The sequence below is a fragment of the Actinomadura hibisca NBRC 15177 genome (assembly GCF_001552635.1).
GTDB lineage: Bacteria > Actinomycetota > Actinomycetes > Streptosporangiales > Streptosporangiaceae > Spirillospora > Spirillospora hibisca.
In genome coordinates, this window is the sequence record NZ_BCRO01000011.1 from 297,866 (window position 1) to 316,487 (window position 18,622).

20 protein-coding genes are annotated in these 18,622 nt (G+C 72.7%); 14 read left to right on the forward strand and 6 right to left on the reverse strand.

Annotated elements, in window-relative coordinates:
- Positions 1-69: 69 nt before the first annotated feature.
- From AH6_RS05710 to AH6_RS05735, 6 genes are all read left to right on the forward strand, one after another.
- Entirely contained in the window at positions 70-1,029 is a 960-nt protein-coding gene (locus AH6_RS05710; RefSeq protein ID WP_067474985.1) for an NAD(P)/FAD-dependent oxidoreductase, read from the forward strand.
- The gene (locus tag AH6_RS05715; RefSeq protein ID WP_067474631.1) at positions 1,026-2,249 is read left to right on the forward strand and encodes a Cmx/CmrA family chloramphenicol efflux MFS transporter; all 1,224 of its coding nucleotides are present in this window, start codon (positions 1,026-1,028) and stop codon (positions 2,247-2,249) included. Before AH6_RS05710 ends, AH6_RS05715 begins: the two co-directional genes overlap by 4 nt.
- A gap of 160 nt (positions 2,250-2,409) precedes the next feature.
- The gene (locus AH6_RS05720) at positions 2,410-2,889 is read left to right on the forward strand and encodes a hypothetical protein (protein WP_067474634.1); all 480 of its coding nucleotides are present in this window, start codon (positions 2,410-2,412) and stop codon (positions 2,887-2,889) included.
- A gap of 72 nt (positions 2,890-2,961) precedes the next feature.
- Complete coding sequence (locus AH6_RS05725) at positions 2,962-3,582, forward strand: TetR/AcrR family transcriptional regulator (RefSeq protein WP_067474637.1); 621 nt, start codon at positions 2,962-2,964, stop codon at positions 3,580-3,582.
- A complete protein-coding gene (locus AH6_RS05730; RefSeq protein WP_067474640.1) occupies positions 3,579-5,840 on the forward strand; it encodes an alpha-glucosidase in 2,262 nt (753 codons plus the stop codon). Before AH6_RS05725 ends, AH6_RS05730 begins: the two co-directional genes overlap by 4 nt.
- A gap of 183 nt (positions 5,841-6,023) precedes the next feature.
- Entirely contained in the window at positions 6,024-7,541 is a 1,518-nt protein-coding gene (locus tag AH6_RS05735) for a HEAT repeat domain-containing protein (RefSeq protein WP_067474642.1), read from the forward strand.
- 23 nt (positions 7,542-7,564) lie between these two features.
- Here AH6_RS05735 and AH6_RS47015 read toward each other — a convergent pair whose 3' ends face one another.
- Positions 7,565-7,786 carry a DUF6766 family protein gene (locus AH6_RS47015; protein WP_373861736.1) on the reverse strand — a complete coding sequence of 74 codons (222 nt, stop codon included), beginning with the start codon at positions 7,784-7,786 and terminating at the stop codon, positions 7,565-7,567.
- Between the two features lie 194 nt (positions 7,787-7,980).
- Between AH6_RS47015 and AH6_RS05745 the strand changes: the two genes are divergently transcribed.
- Together AH6_RS05745 and AH6_RS43465 are read left to right on the forward strand one after the other, a co-directional pair.
- Positions 7,981-8,649: a hypothetical protein gene (locus tag AH6_RS05745; protein ID WP_067474649.1), complete on the forward strand. Its 669-nt coding sequence runs from the start codon at positions 7,981-7,983 to the stop codon at positions 8,647-8,649.
- Positions 8,650-8,651: 2 nt separating this feature from the next.
- The gene (locus AH6_RS43465; protein ID WP_067474652.1) at positions 8,652-8,867 is read left to right on the forward strand and encodes a hypothetical protein; all 216 of its coding nucleotides are present in this window, start codon (positions 8,652-8,654) and stop codon (positions 8,865-8,867) included.
- Positions 8,868-8,877: 10 nt separating this feature from the next.
- Here the strand turns inward: AH6_RS43465 and AH6_RS05755 are convergent, their stop codons facing one another.
- Positions 8,878-9,573, reverse strand: coding sequence for an SDR family NAD(P)-dependent oxidoreductase (locus AH6_RS05755; protein ID WP_067474655.1), 696 nt, complete (start codon positions 9,571-9,573; stop codon positions 8,878-8,880).
- 102 nt (positions 9,574-9,675) lie between these two features.
- Here AH6_RS05755 and AH6_RS05760 point away from each other — a divergent pair, with 102 nt between their 5' ends.
- The gene (locus AH6_RS05760) at positions 9,676-10,290 is read left to right on the forward strand and encodes a TetR/AcrR family transcriptional regulator (protein WP_067474658.1); all 615 of its coding nucleotides are present in this window, start codon (positions 9,676-9,678) and stop codon (positions 10,288-10,290) included.
- Positions 10,291-10,323: 33 nt separating this feature from the next.
- On the opposite strand, the gene AH6_RS05765 is transcribed toward AH6_RS05760, so the two are convergent.
- From AH6_RS05765 to AH6_RS05780, 4 genes are all read right to left on the reverse strand, one after another.
- Complete coding sequence (locus tag AH6_RS05765) at positions 10,324-11,670, reverse strand: FAD-binding oxidoreductase (protein WP_067474661.1); 1,347 nt, start codon at positions 11,668-11,670, stop codon at positions 10,324-10,326.
- Complete coding sequence (locus AH6_RS05770) at positions 11,667-12,497, reverse strand: fumarylacetoacetate hydrolase family protein (protein WP_067474664.1); 831 nt, start codon at positions 12,495-12,497, stop codon at positions 11,667-11,669. The genes AH6_RS05765 and AH6_RS05770 overlap by 4 nt, the downstream gene beginning before the upstream one ends.
- A 26-nt stretch (positions 12,498-12,523) precedes the next feature.
- Positions 12,524-13,504 (reverse strand): endo alpha-1,4 polygalactosaminidase, encoded by a 981-nt coding sequence (locus AH6_RS05775; protein ID WP_067474668.1) that lies wholly within the window; start codon positions 13,502-13,504, stop codon positions 12,524-12,526.
- Between the two features lie 222 nt (positions 13,505-13,726).
- The gene (locus tag AH6_RS05780; protein WP_067474671.1) at positions 13,727-14,500 is read right to left on the reverse strand and encodes an IclR family transcriptional regulator; all 774 of its coding nucleotides are present in this window, start codon (positions 14,498-14,500) and stop codon (positions 13,727-13,729) included.
- Between the two features lie 72 nt (positions 14,501-14,572).
- On the opposite strand from AH6_RS05780, the gene AH6_RS05785 reads away from it, so the two are divergent.
- The 5 genes from AH6_RS05785 to AH6_RS05805 are packed head-to-tail and all read left to right on the forward strand — an operon-like array spanning position 14,573 to position 18,593.
- Positions 14,573-15,508, forward strand: a complete 936-nt coding sequence (locus AH6_RS05785) for a zinc-binding dehydrogenase (RefSeq protein ID WP_067474674.1) — start codon at positions 14,573-14,575, stop codon at positions 15,506-15,508.
- A gap of 22 nt (positions 15,509-15,530) precedes the next feature.
- Positions 15,531-16,385, forward strand: a complete 855-nt coding sequence (locus AH6_RS05790) for an MBL fold metallo-hydrolase (protein WP_067474677.1) — start codon at positions 15,531-15,533, stop codon at positions 16,383-16,385.
- Positions 16,382-16,771 (forward strand): RidA family protein, encoded by a 390-nt coding sequence (locus tag AH6_RS05795; RefSeq protein ID WP_067474680.1) that lies wholly within the window; start codon positions 16,382-16,384, stop codon positions 16,769-16,771. The genes AH6_RS05790 and AH6_RS05795 overlap by 4 nt, the downstream gene beginning before the upstream one ends.
- Positions 16,768-17,832 carry an alanine racemase gene (locus AH6_RS05800; protein WP_067474695.1) on the forward strand — a complete coding sequence of 355 codons (1,065 nt, stop codon included), beginning with the start codon at positions 16,768-16,770 and terminating at the stop codon, positions 17,830-17,832. The genes AH6_RS05795 and AH6_RS05800 overlap by 4 nt, the downstream gene beginning before the upstream one ends.
- Positions 17,832-18,593, forward strand: a complete 762-nt coding sequence (locus tag AH6_RS05805) for an SDR family NAD(P)-dependent oxidoreductase (RefSeq protein ID WP_067474714.1) — start codon at positions 17,832-17,834, stop codon at positions 18,591-18,593. Before AH6_RS05800 ends, AH6_RS05805 begins: the two co-directional genes overlap by 1 nt.
- Positions 18,594-18,622: the final 29 nt, after the last annotated feature.

Genomic DNA, 18,622 nt, shown 5'->3' on the forward strand with positions numbered 1-18,622 from the left:
CCGGAAACGGCAACGAAGTTTGTCGGTTCGTCACCGGCGCGCCCAGCATCGGGCGCGGAGGTGATCGTCATGATCAAGACGATGGACGCCCCGGACGACGGGGTCTTCGACGTGGTGGTGATCGGCGCCGGAGCGGCCGGGCTGAACGCCGCCCTGCTGCTCGGCCGGGCCCGCCGCAAGGTGGCGGTGGTCGACGCGGGCGAGCCGCGCAATGCGCCCGCCGCACACATGCACGGTTTCCTGTCCCGCGACGGATCGGACCCGACGGCGCTGCTCGAACTCGGCCGCGCCGAGGTCGCCCGATACGGCGTGCGGCTCATCCGGGGACGCGTGGACCAGATCGACCACGGCTACCAGGTCCGCATGGTCGGCGGGCCCGTGCTCGCGGCCCGCCGCGTCCTGGTCGCGACCGGACTACGCGACGAGCTGCCCGACATCCCCGGCGTGCGGGAACGGTGGGGCAAGGACCTGCTGCACTGCCCCTACTGCCACGCCTACGAGGTCCGCGACCAGCCGCTGGCCGTCCTCGGCGTCCACCCGAACGCGGTGCACCAGGCCCTTCTTCTGCGCGGGTGGAGCGACGACGTCGTTTTCTTCGCGCACACGCTCGCGTTGACGGCGCAGGATCGGGAACGGCTGGAAGCGCGCGGCCTGCGCATCGTCGAGGGCGAGGTCAAACAGCTCGTCGCCGACGACGACCGGCTCCGCGGTGTCGAACTCGCGGACGGCCGCGTCGTCCCCCGCGCCGCCGCGTTCCTCTTCCCCCGCATGGTGGCGCGCGACGAACTGCTGACCGGTCTGGGGTGCGCCAGGGACGACGGCGGCTGGGTCACTACCGACCGGACCGGGCGCACCAGCGTCGCCGGAGTCTGGGCCGCCGGCAACGTCGTCGATCCGCGCGCGCAGGTCGTCACCGCCGCCGGGATGGGGTCCGCCGCCGCCTTCGCCATCAACACCGACCTGCTGGACGAGGACGTGGACCGCGCCGTCGAGCAGCACCGCGCCATGGTGGCGGGTGGCGGCCGATGAGCGTCGACACCGCACAACGGACGTCGGTGGCCCACGGGAGGTTGCCGTTCGGCGTCTACCTGCTCGCGTTCAACCTGTTCGCCATGGGCAGCGCGGAGTTCCTGCTGGCCGGGGTCCTGCCGGAGATCGCCGACGACCTCGGGATCAGCCTGTCCTCAGCCGGGGCGCTGATCTCGACGTTCGCGATCGGCGTCGTGATCGGCGGCCCGCCCTTCGCCATCCTGACGCTGCGCTGGCCGCGCCGCACGACGCTGGTGGCCACCCAGGCCGTCTTCGCCGTCTCGGTGGCGGTCAGCCTGCTGACCGACAGCTACGCGGTGGTCCTGGCGACCCGCTTCGTCTGCGGCCTGGCCTACGCGGGGTACTGGGCGGTCGCGGCGGTCACCGCGATCGGGCTCGTCACGTCCGACCGCACCGCCCGCGCCTCCGGCGTCGTCGTCAGCGGCCTCAGCCTGGCGATGATCGCCGGTGGCCCGGCGGGCGCGCTGCTCAGCCACTTCACCGGGTGGCGGGGCGGTTTCTGGGGCGTGGCGGCCCTGACCGCCGCCGGTGCGATCTCGACGCTGCTCGCGATGCCCGCGACCGGCGCGGGACCGGAGCCCAGCGTGCGGCGCGAGCTACGCACGATGCGGCGGCCACGGTTGTGGGTGGTCTACGCCGCCACCGTGCTGAGCACCGCCGCCTACATGATCTCGTTCAACTACCTGGCGGCGTTCCTGACCGACGTCACCGGCATCCCCGAGGTCTGGGTGCCCGCCGTTCTCGCGCTGTTCGGCATCGGCGCCTTCGTCGGGCTGTCCATCGGAGGCAGGATCGCCGACAGGCGGCCCACGCTGGCGCTGCTGGCCGGTGCGTTCGGGATCCTGGCCGCCTCCGTCCTGCTGGCGGTGCTGGCCCGGCACGCGCTGGCCGTCGTGCCCCTCGTGCTGCTCCTCGGCGTGGCCGGGTTCGTGCTGAACCCGGCGATCTACGGGCGGGTGTTCGCCATCGCGTCGGCGGCGCCGACGCTCGCCGGGGCCACCACCGTCTCGGCGTTCCAGCTCGGCATCAGCCTCGTCCCGGTCCTCGCCGGGGCCGCCCTGAACGCCGGGGCGGGGATCACCTCTCTCACCTGGATCGGGGCCGCGCTGGCGGCGGGCGTCGTGCCGGTCGCGCTCATCGACCGGACGCTCTCCCGCCGCCGGTCGCAGACGGGAGTGGAGACGAACTCGCCGGGCTGAGGTCGACGTGGCGAGGTCGCGCTCGGACCGGCGGCGTCCCGGTCCGAGCCGTCGGCGGACGTCGTGATCACCTGCGCGAGGGAGGACGTTCACCCGCGCGGGTGAGCACCGGCCGACGCGGCTCGGAAAGGCTGGCGGCATGGTGAATGAGCGAGTTGAAGTGCCCGTCCCGCGTTGGGCCGTCCGGGCGGCCTGCGCGTCCGCGTTCTCGGCGACCGTCGGGTTCATCCCCCTGCACGCGGTTTGGGCGGTCGGCGTCCCCCTCTGGGCCGACGAGTCCAAGTTCCGGGACTGGTACGCGCAGGGCGGTGGCCCCTATCTCCTCGTGCTCAGCGGGATGGCGACGCTGGCCGGGGTCCTGGCGCTGAGTCTCGTCCGCCCGTGGGGCCGGATCTTCCCGCGCTGGGTGCCGCTGCTCTCCGGACGGATGGTGCCTCGCCGCACGCTCTGCACCACGGCCTTCGCGGTCTCGGCCTTCCTGCTTCTGTACACGGCATGGGCCGCGTGGCTGTCAGTCGGCAGCTTCAACGACGACGGCGTCTTCAGCCCGTGGATCGTCGTCTACGGGATTCCGCAGTTCCTGGTCTGGGGCATCGGCCTGTTCCTCGCCGCCTGGTCGTACCGCGCCCGCACCGCCTGACACTCTCATCGCCCATTGACGGTGTGACACTTTCCGTGAAAGTGTCCGCTCCATGTCGATCAGGACGAGCCGATGAAGCCCGGCCCGCCGAACCGCTCGCGGCGGCCCGTCGAGGACGAGGCGGTGCTCGCGGCCGCGCTGGAGTGCCTGCTCACGGTGGGGATGCGCCGGACCACGATGGCCGACATCGCGCGCCGGGCCGGAACCTCGCGGCAGACCATCTACCGCCGCTGGCCCGACGTCCAGTCGCTGGTGGCCGAGGTGATGACCCGGCAGTGGCTGGGCGTGGTGAGCGGCGTGCTGGAAGGCGAAGGGCCGCTGCGCGGGCGGGCGGAGATCGTCGACGCGCTGGTCGCGGTCGCGGCCGGGCTGCGCGCCGATCCGCTGCTGCGGCGGATCGTCGAGATCGATCCGGAACTGCTCGTGCCGTATCTGTTCGACCGGCGCGGCGCCAGCCAGGACGTGATGCTGGAGCGGATCGAGTCGATGCTCGCCGAGGGGCGGCGCAGCGGCGCCGTCCGGGACCTGCCGCCCGGAGTGATGGCGCGGACGGTGCTGCTGACCGCGCAGTCGTTCGTGCTGTCGGCGGCGACCATGGCCGACGGCGTCACCGTCGAGGAGCTCGACGAGCAGTTGCGCGGCCTGCTGGACCGCTATCTCACTCCCCTCGGCCCGGAAGGAAAGCCGCAGTGAAGATCCGTTACCGGCTGCTGGCCGGTGTGCTGCTGCCCGTCGTGGTGCTGCCGTTGACGGCGTCCACGGCGCAGGCGGGCGTTCTGGACACGCTGTCGCCGGGAGCGCTCACGCTCGCTCCCAAGGCGGCGGGAACCGTCAGCGCCGGTGGTTTCCAGGTGAGCGTGGACCGGCGGGACGGGCGCGCCCGGCTGACGGTCACCGCGAGCGGCCGGACGGTCTGGGCGGCCGCGCCCGGCCGGGCGTTCGCCGCCGCGGGTCTGGGGCGGTTGTCGTGGCAGGAGCGGACCGGCATGTTCACGCCGGGCGAGCTGGTCGGCTGGCGGTTGTCGGACCAGCGCGTGGAGCGGGTGGCGCGTTCCGGCGCGGACGTCGTGGTGACGGGGACGCTCAGCGGCGGACCGTTGAAAGCGCCGTTCACCTGGCGGTTGTCGGCGCGGAGCGGCGGCCGGGCCGCCGTGCGGCTGGACGTCGGCAAGGTCACCGGACCGGGCGTCGACCGGCAGCCGGACGTGGTCGCGCTGACCTCCGAGCGCGGCCCGGGTGAGCGGTTCCACGGGTTCGGCGAGCAGTTCGCGCCGTTCGACCTGGCCGGGCGGCGGGTGCCGATCCTGGTCCGCGAACAGGGCATCGGCCGTGGCCGCCAGCCGCTGACGGCGATGGTGAACCTGGCGTCGGGCCAGGGCGGCTCGTGGGACACCACCTACGCGCCGATGCCGTTCTACCTCACCAGCGCCCGCCGGGGGTTCGAGCTGACCGGCGGCCGGTACTCGGTGTTCGACCTGTCCCAGCCGGGCCTGGTGGTCGCCCAGACGTGGGCGGCGCGGCAGGACGCCGAGCTGTACACCGGCGCCTCGCCCGCCCAGGTCCTCGCCGCGCACACCGCGTCGACCGGCGCGATGAGGCCGCTGCCCGCCTGGACGGGCGACGGTGCCGTGCTCGGCCTCCAGGGCGGCACCGCCCGGGTCCGCAAGATCGTCGACGACATGGCGGCGGCGGGCACGAAGATCTCGGCGGTGTGGTTGCAGGACTGGTCCGGGCAGCGCACGACCTCGTTCGGTGAGCGGCTGTGGTGGACCTGGCAGCTCGACCGGCAGCGCTACCCCGGCTGGGAAGGGCTGGTCGCCGACCTGCACCGGCGCGGCATCAAGGTGCTGACCTACGTGAACCCGTTCCTGGTCGACCCGTCCGGCAAGCCCGGCGGGGTGCCGCGGAACCTGTTCGCCGAGGCGCGGGACCGCGGCTACCTGGTCGCCAAGCCCGACGGATCGCCGAACCTGCTCGACCAGAGCGGGTTCTCGGCCGCGCTCGTCGACTTCACCAACCCGGCCGCGCGCGAGTGGTACGCAAGCACCATCGCCACCCAGGTCGCCGGTGTCGGGGCCGACGGCTGGATGGCCGACTTCGGTGAGGGCCTGCCCTTCGACGCCAAGCTGCACTCCGGCGACCCGGCCGACCTGCACAACCGGTGGCCGGTCGAATGGGCGGACGTCAACCGGCGCGCGTGCGAGCTGGCGGGCAAGTCCGGCTGCGTCTACTTCATGCGCTCGGCCTACACCGGCTCGCCGGGCAAGACGCCGCTGTTCTGGGCGGGAGACCAGCTCGTGGACTTCGACGCGCAGGACGGCATGGCGTCGGCGCTGCGCGGCATGTTGTCCGGCGGCGTTTCCGGCATGACGCTGACCCACACCGACATCGGCGGCTACACCGGCGTCGACACCCCGCTCGGGAACTACAACCGCTCCGCCGAACTGCTGCGCCGGTGGTCGGAGCTGGCGGCGTTCGGGGTGTTCTTCCGCACCCACGAAGGCAACCGGCCCGCCAAGAACGCCCAGGTCTACGACTCGCCGGAGAGCCGCGCGGCGTTCGCCCACACCAGCCGCGTCTACGCCGCCCTCGCCAACTACCGGGGCATCGTGGAGAAGCAGGCCGCCCAAGGGATACCCGCGCTGCGGCACACCTGGCTCGTCCACCCCGACAGCCCGGCCGCGACGGCGGACGACCAGTTCTTCTTCGGCTCGTCCATGCTGGTCGCGCCGGTTCTCAAGGCCGGAGCCACCTCGGTGCAGGTGCACCTTCCGGCCGGACGCTGGACCAACGTCTTCACCGGCCGCACCTACGGGGACGCCGCCCGCGCCCAGCAGCTCACGGTCCCCGCGCCGTTGGGCACCCCCGCCGCGTTCGTCCGCGACGGCGATCCGCAGGGCACGCAAATCCGGACCGCCCTGCACCGCGCCGGTCTAGCCCCCGCGCCCTGACGCCGGTGACCAGCCCTGTCTTTGCTACGCGCTCTTGGCGCGTAGCAAAAACAGGGCGCGGGCTGCGCCCTCCACGTTGACTTCACCGTCCACGGAGAGGGTCAGGTGGGTGAGCGGAATCGTCCGTGCCAACCGCGCGCCCGGTTGGGTCGTCTTCTCAACAGGGACGATCGGGGGGATGTCATGATCGCGGGTCACCAGGTCGCGTTCTTCCTGCGGGAGATCGGTTCGGTGGATCCCGGGCGCCGTGCGGCGGCGGTCAAGGGGTTGAGCCGTGCTCCCGGGCACGTCGAGCGGCTGGTCGCGCTGGCCGACGACCCGGCGCCGCAGGTGCGTGCGGCCGTCGCGCTGGGTCTTGGCAGGCAGGACGGGACGGTGCCGGTCGAGCCGCTGCTCGCGTTGTGCTCCGATCCCGACGTCGCGGTCCGGCGGCGCGCGGTGAACGCGCTGAACCGGCTCGGCGCGACCGGCCCCGCCGTCGCCGCCGCCTTCGTCCAGCGGCTCGGGGACGCCGCGCTGCCCAACCGGCCTCTGGTGCTCGCCTGGTTGCGGCGGTTCGAGGTCGCGGTACCGGCCGAGGCGCTGACGTCCCTGCTCGCCGCTCCTGATCCCGGGCTCTGGGCGTCCGCCGCGTCCCTGCTGCGCCTGCTGCCCGAGGCCGACGCCGTCTTCGCCGACCTGGTGCGCACCGCGCAGCCCGAGGTGCGGCGGCGGGCGCTGGACATGCTGGCCAGTCCGCAGGCCGGTATCCCCGGCATGGGGGCGCACGCCGAGCCCGAAGAGCGCGAGGCGGCCTGGCGTCGGTTGTGGAAGCCCGAGCCGCAGGTGGTCCACGCTCTCCTTGCTGCTCTGGAAGCCGAGACCGAGCCGTACGCGCGCAGCAGGCTGTTCGGTGCGCTGGCCGCACGCCGCGTGGTCGAGGCGGTGGTACCGGCGGCTGCTTGGCTGGCCGATTTGGAGTGTGGTCCCAGCGCAGCAGCGGCACTGGGTGCGGCGGGTACGGACGAAGCCGTTGAGCTGTTGCGACAGGCGGTCGTTGAGCCTGGCGGGTGGGGATCCGAGCTGCACGGCGCGGCGATGCGGGCGTTGGGCGTCGCCGGTGATGTCTCTGCCGCCGAGCTGCTGTTCGGACTGCTCAGCGATCCGGCCGAGGCGGTGCGGCTGGGCGCGCTCGACGGGCTGGGCAGCTTCTTCCGGCGGTTCGACGGTTCGTTGCACGGGCGGCTGGAGCGGTGGCGGGCCGAGGGATCGCCCGACCTGCCCGTCCCGCCGCCTGACGACGACCCGGCGGTGCGCGAGTTGGCGCGCCGGACGGCGGAGCGGCTGACCCGCATGCTCGTCCGCGACGTGGAGCACGCCAACGCTTACCACGGTGTCCTGTGGCACATCCCGGAGGTAAGGCCGCTGCTGCCAGAGCTGCTCCGGCATCCCGAGGGATGGGTGCGCTCCACCGCTCTGCACCTCGCCGAGCGGTTCGACGAGATCGACTTCGCCGGTCGGCTGCGGTTGCTGGACGATCCCCACCACGCCGTGCGTCAGGGAGCGGCGTTGAGCTTCCTGCAACTGGTCGAACGGCGGGAGCTGTCCCCGGACGAGCAGGACGCGTTGCGCCCGCACCTCGAAGCGGCGCAGGAGGACGCCGACCAGTACGTACGGTCCTTCACGGCCAAAGCCTTGCAGCAGCTCGACGAGACGGTCTGAGCGGGACGGGCGAAGGCGTCAGCTCAACGGGATCTGCGGGCTCGCCTGCTTGATGTGGGCGTTGGCCCAGCGCATCTGGCGCAACGTGTCGGGATGGACGCCGAGCTGGTCAGGTACTGCGGCATCGTCACCGGCTGGGCGCCCTGGACGATCTGCTGGTCGTTGTGGACCGCGAGCCCGCTGACCGCCTGTCCCACCAGCGCGGCGACGGCCAGCAACAACGTCGTCGTGAAGATCGTCCGCATGTGCGCTCACCTCTTTCCTCATGCCTGTACCTGGCATTCGTAGGGCCGCTCGGAGCGTGCCCGGCATCCGGCGGCCGTCACTTTCCAGCCGCTCCCCCACCGGGTCACGAACACCGTGTCGGTCCCGACGCGGACGCGATCGTTGCCGCTCCGGGCACGGCCGGAGGCCCGGTTCTGGCAGCATGGAGCGGGACATGAGCACCCCCCGCGTTCCGTTCTGGTGCGATCCGCATCCCGCCCACACCGACCTCGTGCCGCGCGACGGCCGCCGCCACCTCGGCGTGCTGGAGGAGGTGGTGCGCCGCCAGTGGGACCCGGCGGGCGGGCCGCCCCCGGCGTCGCTGGTCGCGGCGGTGGACCGGCTGGCGGCGCTGCCGGGCCCCATCGCGTCCCAGGTCGCCGAGGCGCTCCGCCCGGCGGCCGACGGCGGCGGCGGCCTGTGGCTGGGCGACGGGAACGTGCCCGCGCTCGACCACCTGGGGGACCTCGCCGGGGTCCCGGTGCGGCCCGGCGCGGCGGCGACCTGGGACCAGGTGCCGGGCGCGACGGTGTGGGAGCGCCGCACGGTGGTGATCGGCACCGGGGAGCACGTGTCGGTGTCGCTGATCGACCACGAGATCGGGCACGTGCTGGCGTGCGCCCGGGACGCGACCGGCTCCCGCGAGTGGGACACGATCATGTACCGGTGCCGGCCGCTGCTGGTGATGGAGCGCTGGCACGACCCGCACGAGTGGTGGGCCGAGGCGTGGGCCTTCGTGATCACCAAGCAGTTCGGGTGGTTGTTGCGGACGCTGGGCGGCCACGAGCAGGTCACCGAAATGGTCGTCAGTTACTATGTGAGGCACTACGGGTTGGAGGTGTGACCATGGCGCAGCCGGTCATCAGGGACGGCAGGCTCCTGCTCACCGTGGACGGCGGTTGTTGCGCCGCCCGGCCCGTCGCCGAGGACCACCCCGACTACGCCGCGCTGCGGGCCGCCGCCGTCGACCTGGACGCCGTGCGCGGCAGCGACGCGGGCGCCGACGCCGCGTTCACCGCCCGGCTGCGCGCGAGCGTGAACGGCGAGCGCCGCACCGCCTGACGCCACCGCCCTACCACGGCACGGTCTCGCCGTGGAGGTCCAGGAACTGCAAACCGGGCGCACCGGCCTGCGCTTCGAGGACGTCGACGACGGCCGGGACGCTCTCGTGGGGGACGAGCGGCGCGTCGGGCCCGCCGAGCTGAGTCTGGTTGTGGCCGGGGTCGATGAGCAGCTTGGTGTGCCCGTCGTCGGCATGGCGGGTGGCGTAGCTGCGCATCAGCTGGTTGAGCGCGGCCTTGCTGGCTTTGTAGAGCTCGTAGCCGTCCTCGGTGTTGCGGGAGATGCTGCCCTGCTCGGAGGACATGGCCGCGACGGTTCCATCGGGCACGACAAGGTCGCGGAGGGCCTCCAGAGCGCGCAGCGGGCTCAGCGCGTTGGTGACCATGACCTCGGTGAACATGTCGGTCGGGACCTCGCTGATCGGGAGATCGCCCCGGTCGATGGCGGCGTTGACGAAGAGCAGGTCGAGCCGCCGTCCTTCCAGACGCTCGCGCAGCGCGACCAGCTGCTCGGGGCTCGTCATCTCCAAGGTCTCGACGGTCAGCCGCCCGTTCCAGGCGTCGGCGTCGGCTTGCAGCTCGCCGCCGCTCTGGCGCGTCGTGGCGATGACGTGCCAGTCGCGCCGGGCGAGCTCGTTGGCGAGGACAAGCCCCAGCCCGCGAGAGGCGCCGATGACAAGGGCCTGGCGCTGGGAGGTGACGGGCATGGGCACTCCTTCGAGAGAATTTGTCTAGACGCGACGTTGTGTCTAGACGCGGCGTCTCGACAAAGCTACAGCAGGCCGCCCCCGGCGGATAGGGTGTCCCGCATGCCCGCCGCGAACTCCCAGCCCCGCCGGGCGCACTCCGGCAACCGGCGCGACGAGGCCGCCCGCCTCGCCGTGCTGCACGCCGCCGACGACCTGCTGGTCGAGCACGGCTTCGGCGCGCTGACCATCGAGTCGATCGCGCGCCGCGCCGGGGTCGCCAAGCAGACGATCTACCGCTGGTGGCCGTCGAAGGTCGAGATCCTGCTCGACACGCTGATCGAGGACAGCGGCAAACGGTTCCCCGTCCCGGCGGAGCAGCCGACGGCGGAGAGCATCCGGGGCTACCTGCGCGACTTCGCGCGCTTCCTGACCCGGGACCCGGCGGGCAAGGTACTGCTGGCGTTGATCGCCGAGGCACAACACGACCCCGAGACGGCCAAGCGCCTGCACGAGCGCTACCTCGACCCGCGCCGCACCCAGGAAAGCGACATGCTCGCGCGCGCGATCGAAGCCGACGAGATAGCACCAAGTCTCGGCCCCGAAGCCACGCTAGACGCCCTCACAGGCCCGATCGTCTACTGCGCCCTAAGGGGATCGAGCATCCCCCGAGCCCTGGTGGACACCCTGGTCGAAGACCTGCTCAAACCCGCCTCAAAGCCCGCGCCTTCGCCCTGACCCGAACGCGCCGACGTCGAAGCTCCCCGCCGGTCACAGGGCCTTGGTCGGGTTGAGCAGGCCCTTCGGGTCCAGGGCCTGTTTGATCCGGTGGTGCAGGTCCAGCGACACCTCGTCCAGTTCCTGGTCCAGCCAGCGGCGTTTCAGCAGGCCGACGCCGTGTTCGCCCGTCAGAGTGCCACCCAGTTCCAGTGCGGCGGTGAACACCTCGTCGGCCGCCGCCCACACGTGTGGTGGTGGTTCGGGTTCGCCACGGTCGAACACGAAGAAGGGGTGCAGGTTGCCGTCGCCCGCGTGGGCGACGGTCAGGATCGTGGCGTTGTGCGTGCGGGCGGCCGTTTCGATGCGGTGGAACATCTCCGCCAGGCGGGAGCGCGGCACGCACACGTCCTCCACCAGGCACGCGCCGAGGCGTTCGGCCGCCGGGTGGGCCAGGCGTCGCAGATCCAGCAGGGCGGCGGCCTCGGCCGGGTCCGAGGAGACTGCGACCAGATCGGCGCCGGACTGTTCGCAGCGGTCCGCCATCGCCGTCGCCGGACCGTCGTCGGACTGGGCGATCAGCATGGCGCCGGTGCCCGGGTCCAGGTCGATGCCCTTCCAGTCGTCGATCGCCTGGAGGGTCGCCCGGTCCAGCAGTTCCAGCAGGCTGGGGCGCAGGCCGTCGGCCACGATCGCGGCGGCCGCCGCCGCGGCCTGACGGGGGCCGGGGAAGGTCGCCAGGACGGTCGCCGGAGCGGCAGGTGCCGGGCGCAGCCGTAGCGTCGCCTCGGTGATGACGCCGAGGGTGCCTTCCGAGCCCACGAACAGGCCGGTCAGGTCGTAGCCCGTGACGCCCTTGACGGTGCGCCCGCCGGTCCGCACGATCCGGCCATCGGCGAGCACCACCTCCAGGCCGAGCGCCGCCTCGCGGGTGACGCCGTACTTCACGCAGCGCAGGCCGCCCGCGTTGGTCGCCAGGTTCCCGCCGATCGTGCAGCTCTCGTAGCTCGACGGGTCGGGCGCGTACATCAGGCCGTGCTCGCGCGCGGCCCGGTCCAGGTCGGCGTTGATCACGCCGGGCTCCACCACCGCGAGCCCGTCCGCCGGGGACAGCTCGCGGATCCGGTTCATGCGGGCGAGGGACAGGACGAGGCAGCCGTCCGTCGCGACCGCTCCCCCGGCCAGGCCGGTGCCGCCTCCGCGCGGCACCACCGGCACCCGGTGTTCGGCGGCCCAGCGGACGGCGGCCACCACCTCGGCGGTGTCGCGCGGGGCGACGACGGCGAGCGGGACGCCGGGCGTCAGGTGCGTCTGGTCGCCCGCGTAGGACGCGGTGACGGCGGGGTCGCTGATCACCCGGCCGGGAGGAAGCCGGGTGATCAGCGTGTCCAGAGTGGTCACGGGCCCTGCACGGTGGGGTTGACCAGGGCGCCGATGCCCTCGATCTCGGTGGTCACGGTCTGCCCCGGGCGCAGCCTGACGGGGGGCCTGCGGCTGTCGCCGATGCCGGACGGGGTGCCGGTCAGGATGACGTCGCCGGGGTCCAGGGTGGTCACGCCGCTGATGTAGGCGACCAGCTCGTCCGGCGGGAACAACATGTCGGCGGTGCGGCCGCGCTGCATCACCGTGTCGTCGATCCGGCAGGTCAGCTCCAGGTCGGCGGCGTCGCCGACCTCGTCGCCGGTGACCAGCACCGGGCCGAGCGGGGTGGAGTCGTCCAGCGTCTTGCCCTGGAGCCACTGGGTGGTGCGCCGCTGGAGGTCGCGGGCGCTGATGTCGTTGGCGACGGTGTACCCGGCGATCGCGGCGGCCGCCGTGGCGCGGTCGGCGCGGGTGACGGTCCGGCCTATCACCACGGCCAGCTCCACCTCCCAGTCCATGGCGGTCGCGGCGCGCGGCAGCACGATCGGGTCGGTGGCGCCGACCAGCGCGCGGGCGAACTTGCCGAACAACGTCGGGTACTCGGGGGTGTCCAGGCCGGTCTCGGCGATGTGCAGCTTGTAGTTCAGCCCGACGCAGATGATCTTGCTGGGGCGGGGCACGACGGGGGCCAGGTCGAGCCCGGCGAGCGGGACCGGCGTGCCGGTCCCGCTCGCCGCGCGCTCGCGCCAGTCCGGTCCGCCCGCCAGCAGCGCGCCGACGTCGGGGGCGTCCAGCGGGGTGACGTCGCCGCCGTCGAGACGGCCGGCGCCGGTGCCGCCGGCGGTGCGGAAGGTGAGCAGTCGCATGGGCGTGTATTCGTCTTTCGGTGGGGTTACCGGCAGGGCGTGTACGGCAGGTCGGTCAGCGCGGCGTCCGCGCCCTTCTTGATGGCGTTGAAGTTCCACTGGGTGTTGGCGGGCCCGCAGAACTTCTTCGGGTCGGTCTCGTACTCGACCTGGAAGACGGGCTTGCCCGCCTGGACGAACAGCTTCAGGTCGTCGCACTCGGTGTACTGGAGGCACTGCTCGTTGACCGCGTAGTCGAACGAGGAGACCAGTTGGGGGATCTGCGACAGGTCGTTCTTGAGCGCCACCGACAGCCCGTAGCGGTGGGCGAGGTCGGCCAGGGCGCGGTTGAAGGTGAGCTGGGTGGCCGCGCTGATGTTCCAGCCGGTGACGGCCTTGCCCTCCTCGTAGGCGTTGACGACGTCGAACTCCACGCCGTCGAACCCGGCCTGGACGCACTTGGCGACGCGGGCCTCGGTCATCCTCAGGACGAAGTCGCGCTGGCCCCGGTCGTTGTTGATGTTGGCGTAGTTCTCGTCGGGGAAGCCCGGGTACGCCTTGCCGATCAGCGACTTGCCGTTGGCGTTGTGCCAGTCCACGAACTGCTGGTAGTCGGGCCGGACCTTCTCGATGCCGCCCGCGTCCACGTAACAGATCGCCTTGGCGCCGCGGGCGTGGATGGCCTGGACGGCGGCGGTGTTGAGCGTGTTGTTGTTGCCGACGACGTTCGCGTCGGCGTACAGGTCGATGTCGAACACCTGCGGCCGGACGCACGCGCCACCGCCCTGCGGCGGGGAGCAGACGTTCACGTTCACGCCGCCGGTCTGGGGGTAGGCGCTGTTGCCGGTGAGCTGGTACTGCCACCGGGCGTTGAGCGGGGGCTTCCAGAGGGCCTTGACGGTCTTCGGCCGGACGTCCGGTCCGGGGGCCGCCGTCGCGGCCGTGGCCGTGCTCGGGGCCAGGGCCGTGGTCAGCGCGGCCGCCGCGCTGAAGATGCCGCCGGCCTTGGCGAGGCGTTTTCTCCGCATGTCCGCCACCTTTCCGTATCGTGGAAAGCGTTTCCACTCAATAGACAAGCAGGGGCGCGACGAGGCTGTCAATCGTGTCGTTCATCTACGGAGAGTGACAGCAGCGGTCATTCGACGCGCTGCCGCATAACCTGACTCGGTGGCTTACCAACAGCGGAATCGGCAGTCTTGAGCGTCAGGGCGGTCGTTAACGATGGCTTGAGCTGCGCTGACGCTCGTCCCTCAAGCCGACGTCCGATCGATCTCGCTGGCGACGACGTGACGCAGCGTCTCGGCCGCGTCGCGCAGCTTGTCGACCGGAAAACGATCCTTCGGCGCGGTCACGCTGATGCCCGCGACCGGCGTGGAGCGCCCCAGGAACACCGGGACGGCGGCGCAGCGCACGCCCGGCTCGTTCTCCTCCATGTCCAGGCAGTAACCGCGCTCGCGGATCAGCGCCATCTCCTCGGCCAGCGCGGCCGGGCCGGTGACGGTGTGCTTGGTGCGCACCGCCAGCGGGCCGTTCGCCGTCGCCCACAGCTCGATCGCCTCGTCGGTGGGGTAGGCCCACGCCAGGATCGCCTTGCCGACGCCGGTGGCGTGCGCGGGGTTGCGGCCGCCGATCACCGAGGTCATCTTGATCGGGTGCACGGCCTCGACCTTGTCCACGTAGACGATCTCGGCGCCGTCCAGCACCGCCATGTGCACGGTCTCGTCCAGCTCCCGGCGCAGCCGCAGCAGCACCGGGTGCACCAGCGCGCGCAGGTCGAGCCGGTCGTAGTAGCGGAAGGCCGTGGCCAGCAGCTCGGTGCCCAGGAAGTAGGGGCCGTTCGGCTCGGGTTGCGCCGCGAACCCCCGGTGCTTCAACGCGCCGAGCAGCCGGTGCAGGGAGCTGCGCGGCAGCCCGGAGCGCGCCGCCAGCTCCTCCAGGGTCACCCCCTGCCCGCCGTCGGCGAGGAGCTGGATGATCCGGAGCGCGCGGTCCACGCTGCCCACCGGAGACTGCTTGTCGGTCATCGAAGTCCCTTCATGTTTCCGCCATACGGAAGTCTAGCCCACGATACGGATTGCTGCTACATTCGCGGCGTGATGAGAGCACTCGTCTTCACCGCCCCAAGTGTGGTGGAGCTCCATGAGGTGGACGAGCCGACGGCGCGGCCGGACGAGGTCATCGTCCAGGTCGCCGCCGCCGGGATCTGCGGCAGCGAACTGCACGGGGTCCGCACCCCGGGCTTCCGGACCCCGCCGCTGGTCATGGGCCACGAATTCGCCGGCACCACTCCCGACGGCCGCCGCGTGGCCGTCAACCCGATCCTGTCCTGCGACTGTTGCGACCTGTGCGCGCGCGGTCAGCGCCAGCTCTGCCGCGAGCGCGCCATCGTGGGCGTGCACCGCCCCGGCGCGTTCGCCGAGCGCGTCGCGGTCCCCCGCTCGTCGATCCACGAGCTGCCCGACGGCCTGTCCTGGACGGCCGCCGGGGTGATCGAGCCCATCGCCAACGCGGTGCACGCGTGGAACCTGGCGGGCGCGCCCGCCGGTGTCCGGGTCGGCGTGATCGGCTGCGGCGCCATCGGGCTGGTCTGCCTGCAACTGGCCAAGCTGCGCGGCGCCGCGACCGTGGTGGCGGCCGATCCGTCGCCGAGCCGCCGCGCCCAGGCCGAAGCGCTCGGCGCGGACGCCGTGGCCGAGCGGCTGACCGGCGAGTTCGACCTGATCTTCGACGCGGTGGGCGTGCCGGTCACCCACCACGACTCGGTCGCGCTGCTGCGGCCGGGCGGGACCGCGCTGTGGCTCGGGCTCGGCAGCGCCGAGGCGGGCATCGACTCCACCGAGCTGGTCCGCGCGGAGAAGCGCGTGCTCGGCTCGTTCGCCTACAGCGACGCCGAGTTCGCCGAGGCGGTGACCCTGGCCGAGGGCTGGGACACCGGCTGGGTCGGCTCGTTCCCGCTGGACGACGGCGCGCGCGTGTTCACCGGCCTGATGAACGGCGGCAGCGAGCCGGTGAAGGCCCTGCTGACCCCCTAGGAACGTTCCACTTGGAGGGCGTATGAACGTCGGCGCGGGACTGCGCGAGGCGACGGTGCCGCCGGGCATGGTGGCGATCTGCCCGCTCGGGCAGGCCGGGTTCCTGCTCAAGGGCGCGGGCGGCGTGGTGGTGGCGGTCGATCCCTACCTCAGCGACCGGCTGGCGCACGACTCGGAGTTCGGGCCGCCCGGCCGCTGGGCACGACGGTTCCCGCCGCCGCTGACGCCCGGGGAGCTGGACGCCGACGTCATCGTCGTCACCCACGAGCACGCCGACCACTTCGACCCGCTGACCCTCGCCCCCGCCCTGGCCGGACGGCCGCTGCCGGTGGTCGCGCCGCCGGTGCTGGCCGCCGACATCGCCGCCGTCGGCGGCGAGCACGTGCCCGCGCACGCGGGCGTCCCGCTCGACCTCGGCGGCGTGCTGATCCATCCGGTGCCCGCCGCGCACGCCGTCGAGTACACCGGTCCCGAGTGCTACGACGTGCACGTGGAGGACGGCGCGCACCGCTTCCTCGGCTACGTCATCGAGCTCGACGCCGGGGTCAGCGTCTACCACGCGGGCGACACCGTCGGGCACCCGCTGCTCGACGACGCGCTGCGCGGGCTGCGGCCCCAGGTGGCGCTGCTGCCGATCAACGGCCGGGACCGGGTCCGCGAGGAGATGGGCATCATCGGGAACCTGACCATCCGCGAGGCCGCGCATCTGGCCGGGCTGTGCGACGCCCGCTGGCTGGTGCCGAGCCACCACGACCTGTTCGCCGTCAACGCCGAGTCGGCCGCCACGTTCGTGGACGTGCTCGACCGGCAGTTCCCCGACCAGGAGTACCTGGTGCCCAAGGTCGGGCGGACCGTCATCCTGGGAGTGCAGAGTTGAACACCACCGTCATCACCGCCGCCGAGGGCGCGCCCCCGGCGGGCCACTACTCCCCCGCCCTCCGCGCCGGGGATTTCGTCTTCATCTCCGGGCAGGGCCCGCTCGACCCGGCGACCGGCGCGATCGTGCCGGGCACCGTCGCCGAGCAGACGGCGCTGACGCTGCGGAACCTCGCCGCGCTCGCCGAGGCGGCGGGCGGGTCGCTGGCCGACGCCGTCAAGGTCAACGCCTACCTGGCCGACATCGCGGACTTCGCCGAGTTCAACGCGACCTACGCCGCAACGATCCAGGGAACCCCACCCGCCCGCACCACCGTGGCCACCGGCCTCGCCGGGATCAGCGTGGAGATCGACGCGATCCTGTACCTGCCGACGGATCCGGCATGAGCTACCCCGAGATCGAGACCCCTGCCCTGATCATCGACCTGGACGCCGTCGAGGCCAACATCGCCGAGATGGCCGAGGTCGCCGCCGCGCACGGCGTCGCGCTGCGCCCGCACATCAAGACGCACAAGATGCCCGAGCTGGCCCGGCTCCAGCTCAAGGCGGGCGCGACGGGCGTCACCTGCGCCAAGCCCGGCGAGGCCGAGGTCATGGCGGACGCCGGGTGCGCCGACATCCTGCTGGCCTACCCCATCCTGGGGGAGGCCAAGGTGGCGCGGCTGCGCGCGCTGCGCGAGCGGGCCCGCGTGCGCGTCAGCCTCGACTCGGTCGAGGTGGCGCGCGGGCTGGCCGACCCGGCGCGGCCCGTCGAGGTGCTGGTCGAGGTGGACACCGGCCTCGGCCGGCTGGGCCGCCCGCCCGGCGCGCCGACCGTCGAGCTGGTCGAGCGGATCGCCGGGGTCCCCGGCGTCGAGGTGGTGGGGCTGCTCACCCACGCGGGGCACTCCTACAAGGCCGCCACCCCGGCCGAGCGCGACGCCGTCGCCGAGCGCGAAGGCGCCGAGCTGGTCGAGACCGCCGCGCTGCTCGGCCGCGAGCTGGAGATCAGCGTCGGTTCCACGCCGACGGCCCGGCGCGTCGCGGCCGTGCCGGGCGTCACCGAGATCCGGCCCGGCACCTACGTCTTCAACGACGCCACCATGATCCGGCTGGGCGTGGCCACCGAGGCGACCGCCGCGGCGCGCGTGCTGACCACCGTGGTCGCCCGTCCCGCGCCCGACCGCTTCGTGGTGGACGCCGGGAGCAAGGCGCTCACCTCCGACGGCGTCGGCACACCCGGGTGGATCCGCGTCGCGGGACGGCCTGAGCTGGCGATGCGGTTCCTCAGCGAGGAGCACGGCGTCGGCGGTTGCGAGCCCGGCGCGGGCCCGGCCATCGGCGAGCGCCTCGAACTGATCCCGCACCACGTCTGCCCGGTGTCCAACCTGTTCGACGTCGCGCACGGCGTGCGCGGCGGCGCGCTGGACCACGAGATCGCCGTCGCGGCGCGCGGGAAGGTGCGCTGATGCGCGGGCTCGCGGGCAAGGGCGTCCTGATCACGGGCGGCAGCAGCGGCATCGGCGCGGCGACCGCGCGGCGCTTCCTGACCGAGGGCGCGCGCGTGGTGCTGTGCGGGCTCGGCGAGGACGAGGTCGCCGCGGCCGTCGCGGAGCTGTCCGGGCTCGGCGCGGTGGACGGCCTCGCCTGCGACGTCAGCGACCCCGGCCAGGTGGCCGCGCTGATGGAGCACGCGGTGGCCGTGCTCGGCCGGGTGGACGTGCTGATCAACAACGCCGGGACCGCCTGGCGCGAACCGTTCCTGGAGATCACCCCCGCGCACTGGGACACCATCATGGCGGTGAACCTGCGCGGCATGTTCCTGGTCGGCCAGGCCGCCGCGCGGCACATGGTGGAGCGCGGCGGCGGCGCGATCGTCAACATGTCGTCCACCAACGGGCTCGGCGGCGAGGCCGACTACGCCCACTACAACTCCTCCAAGGGCGGCGTGCTGCTGCTCACCCGGACCATGGCCGTCGAGCTGGGCCCGCTCGGGGTGCGCGTCAACGCGGTCTGCCCCGGCTACATCCGCACGCCGCTGAACTCCGCGATCGCCGCGGACCTGGACCCCGGCTTCGTGTCCGGCTACGAGCGGGAGCAGATCCCGCTGGGCCGGGCGGGGCTGGCCGACGAGGTCGCCGGGGCCTACGCCTTCCTCGCCTCCGACGACGCCTCGTTCGTCAACGGGGCCGAGCTGGTCGTCGACGGCGGCCAGCTCGCCCGCATGTAAGCGCATCACACGATCTGGAGCGAACCCCC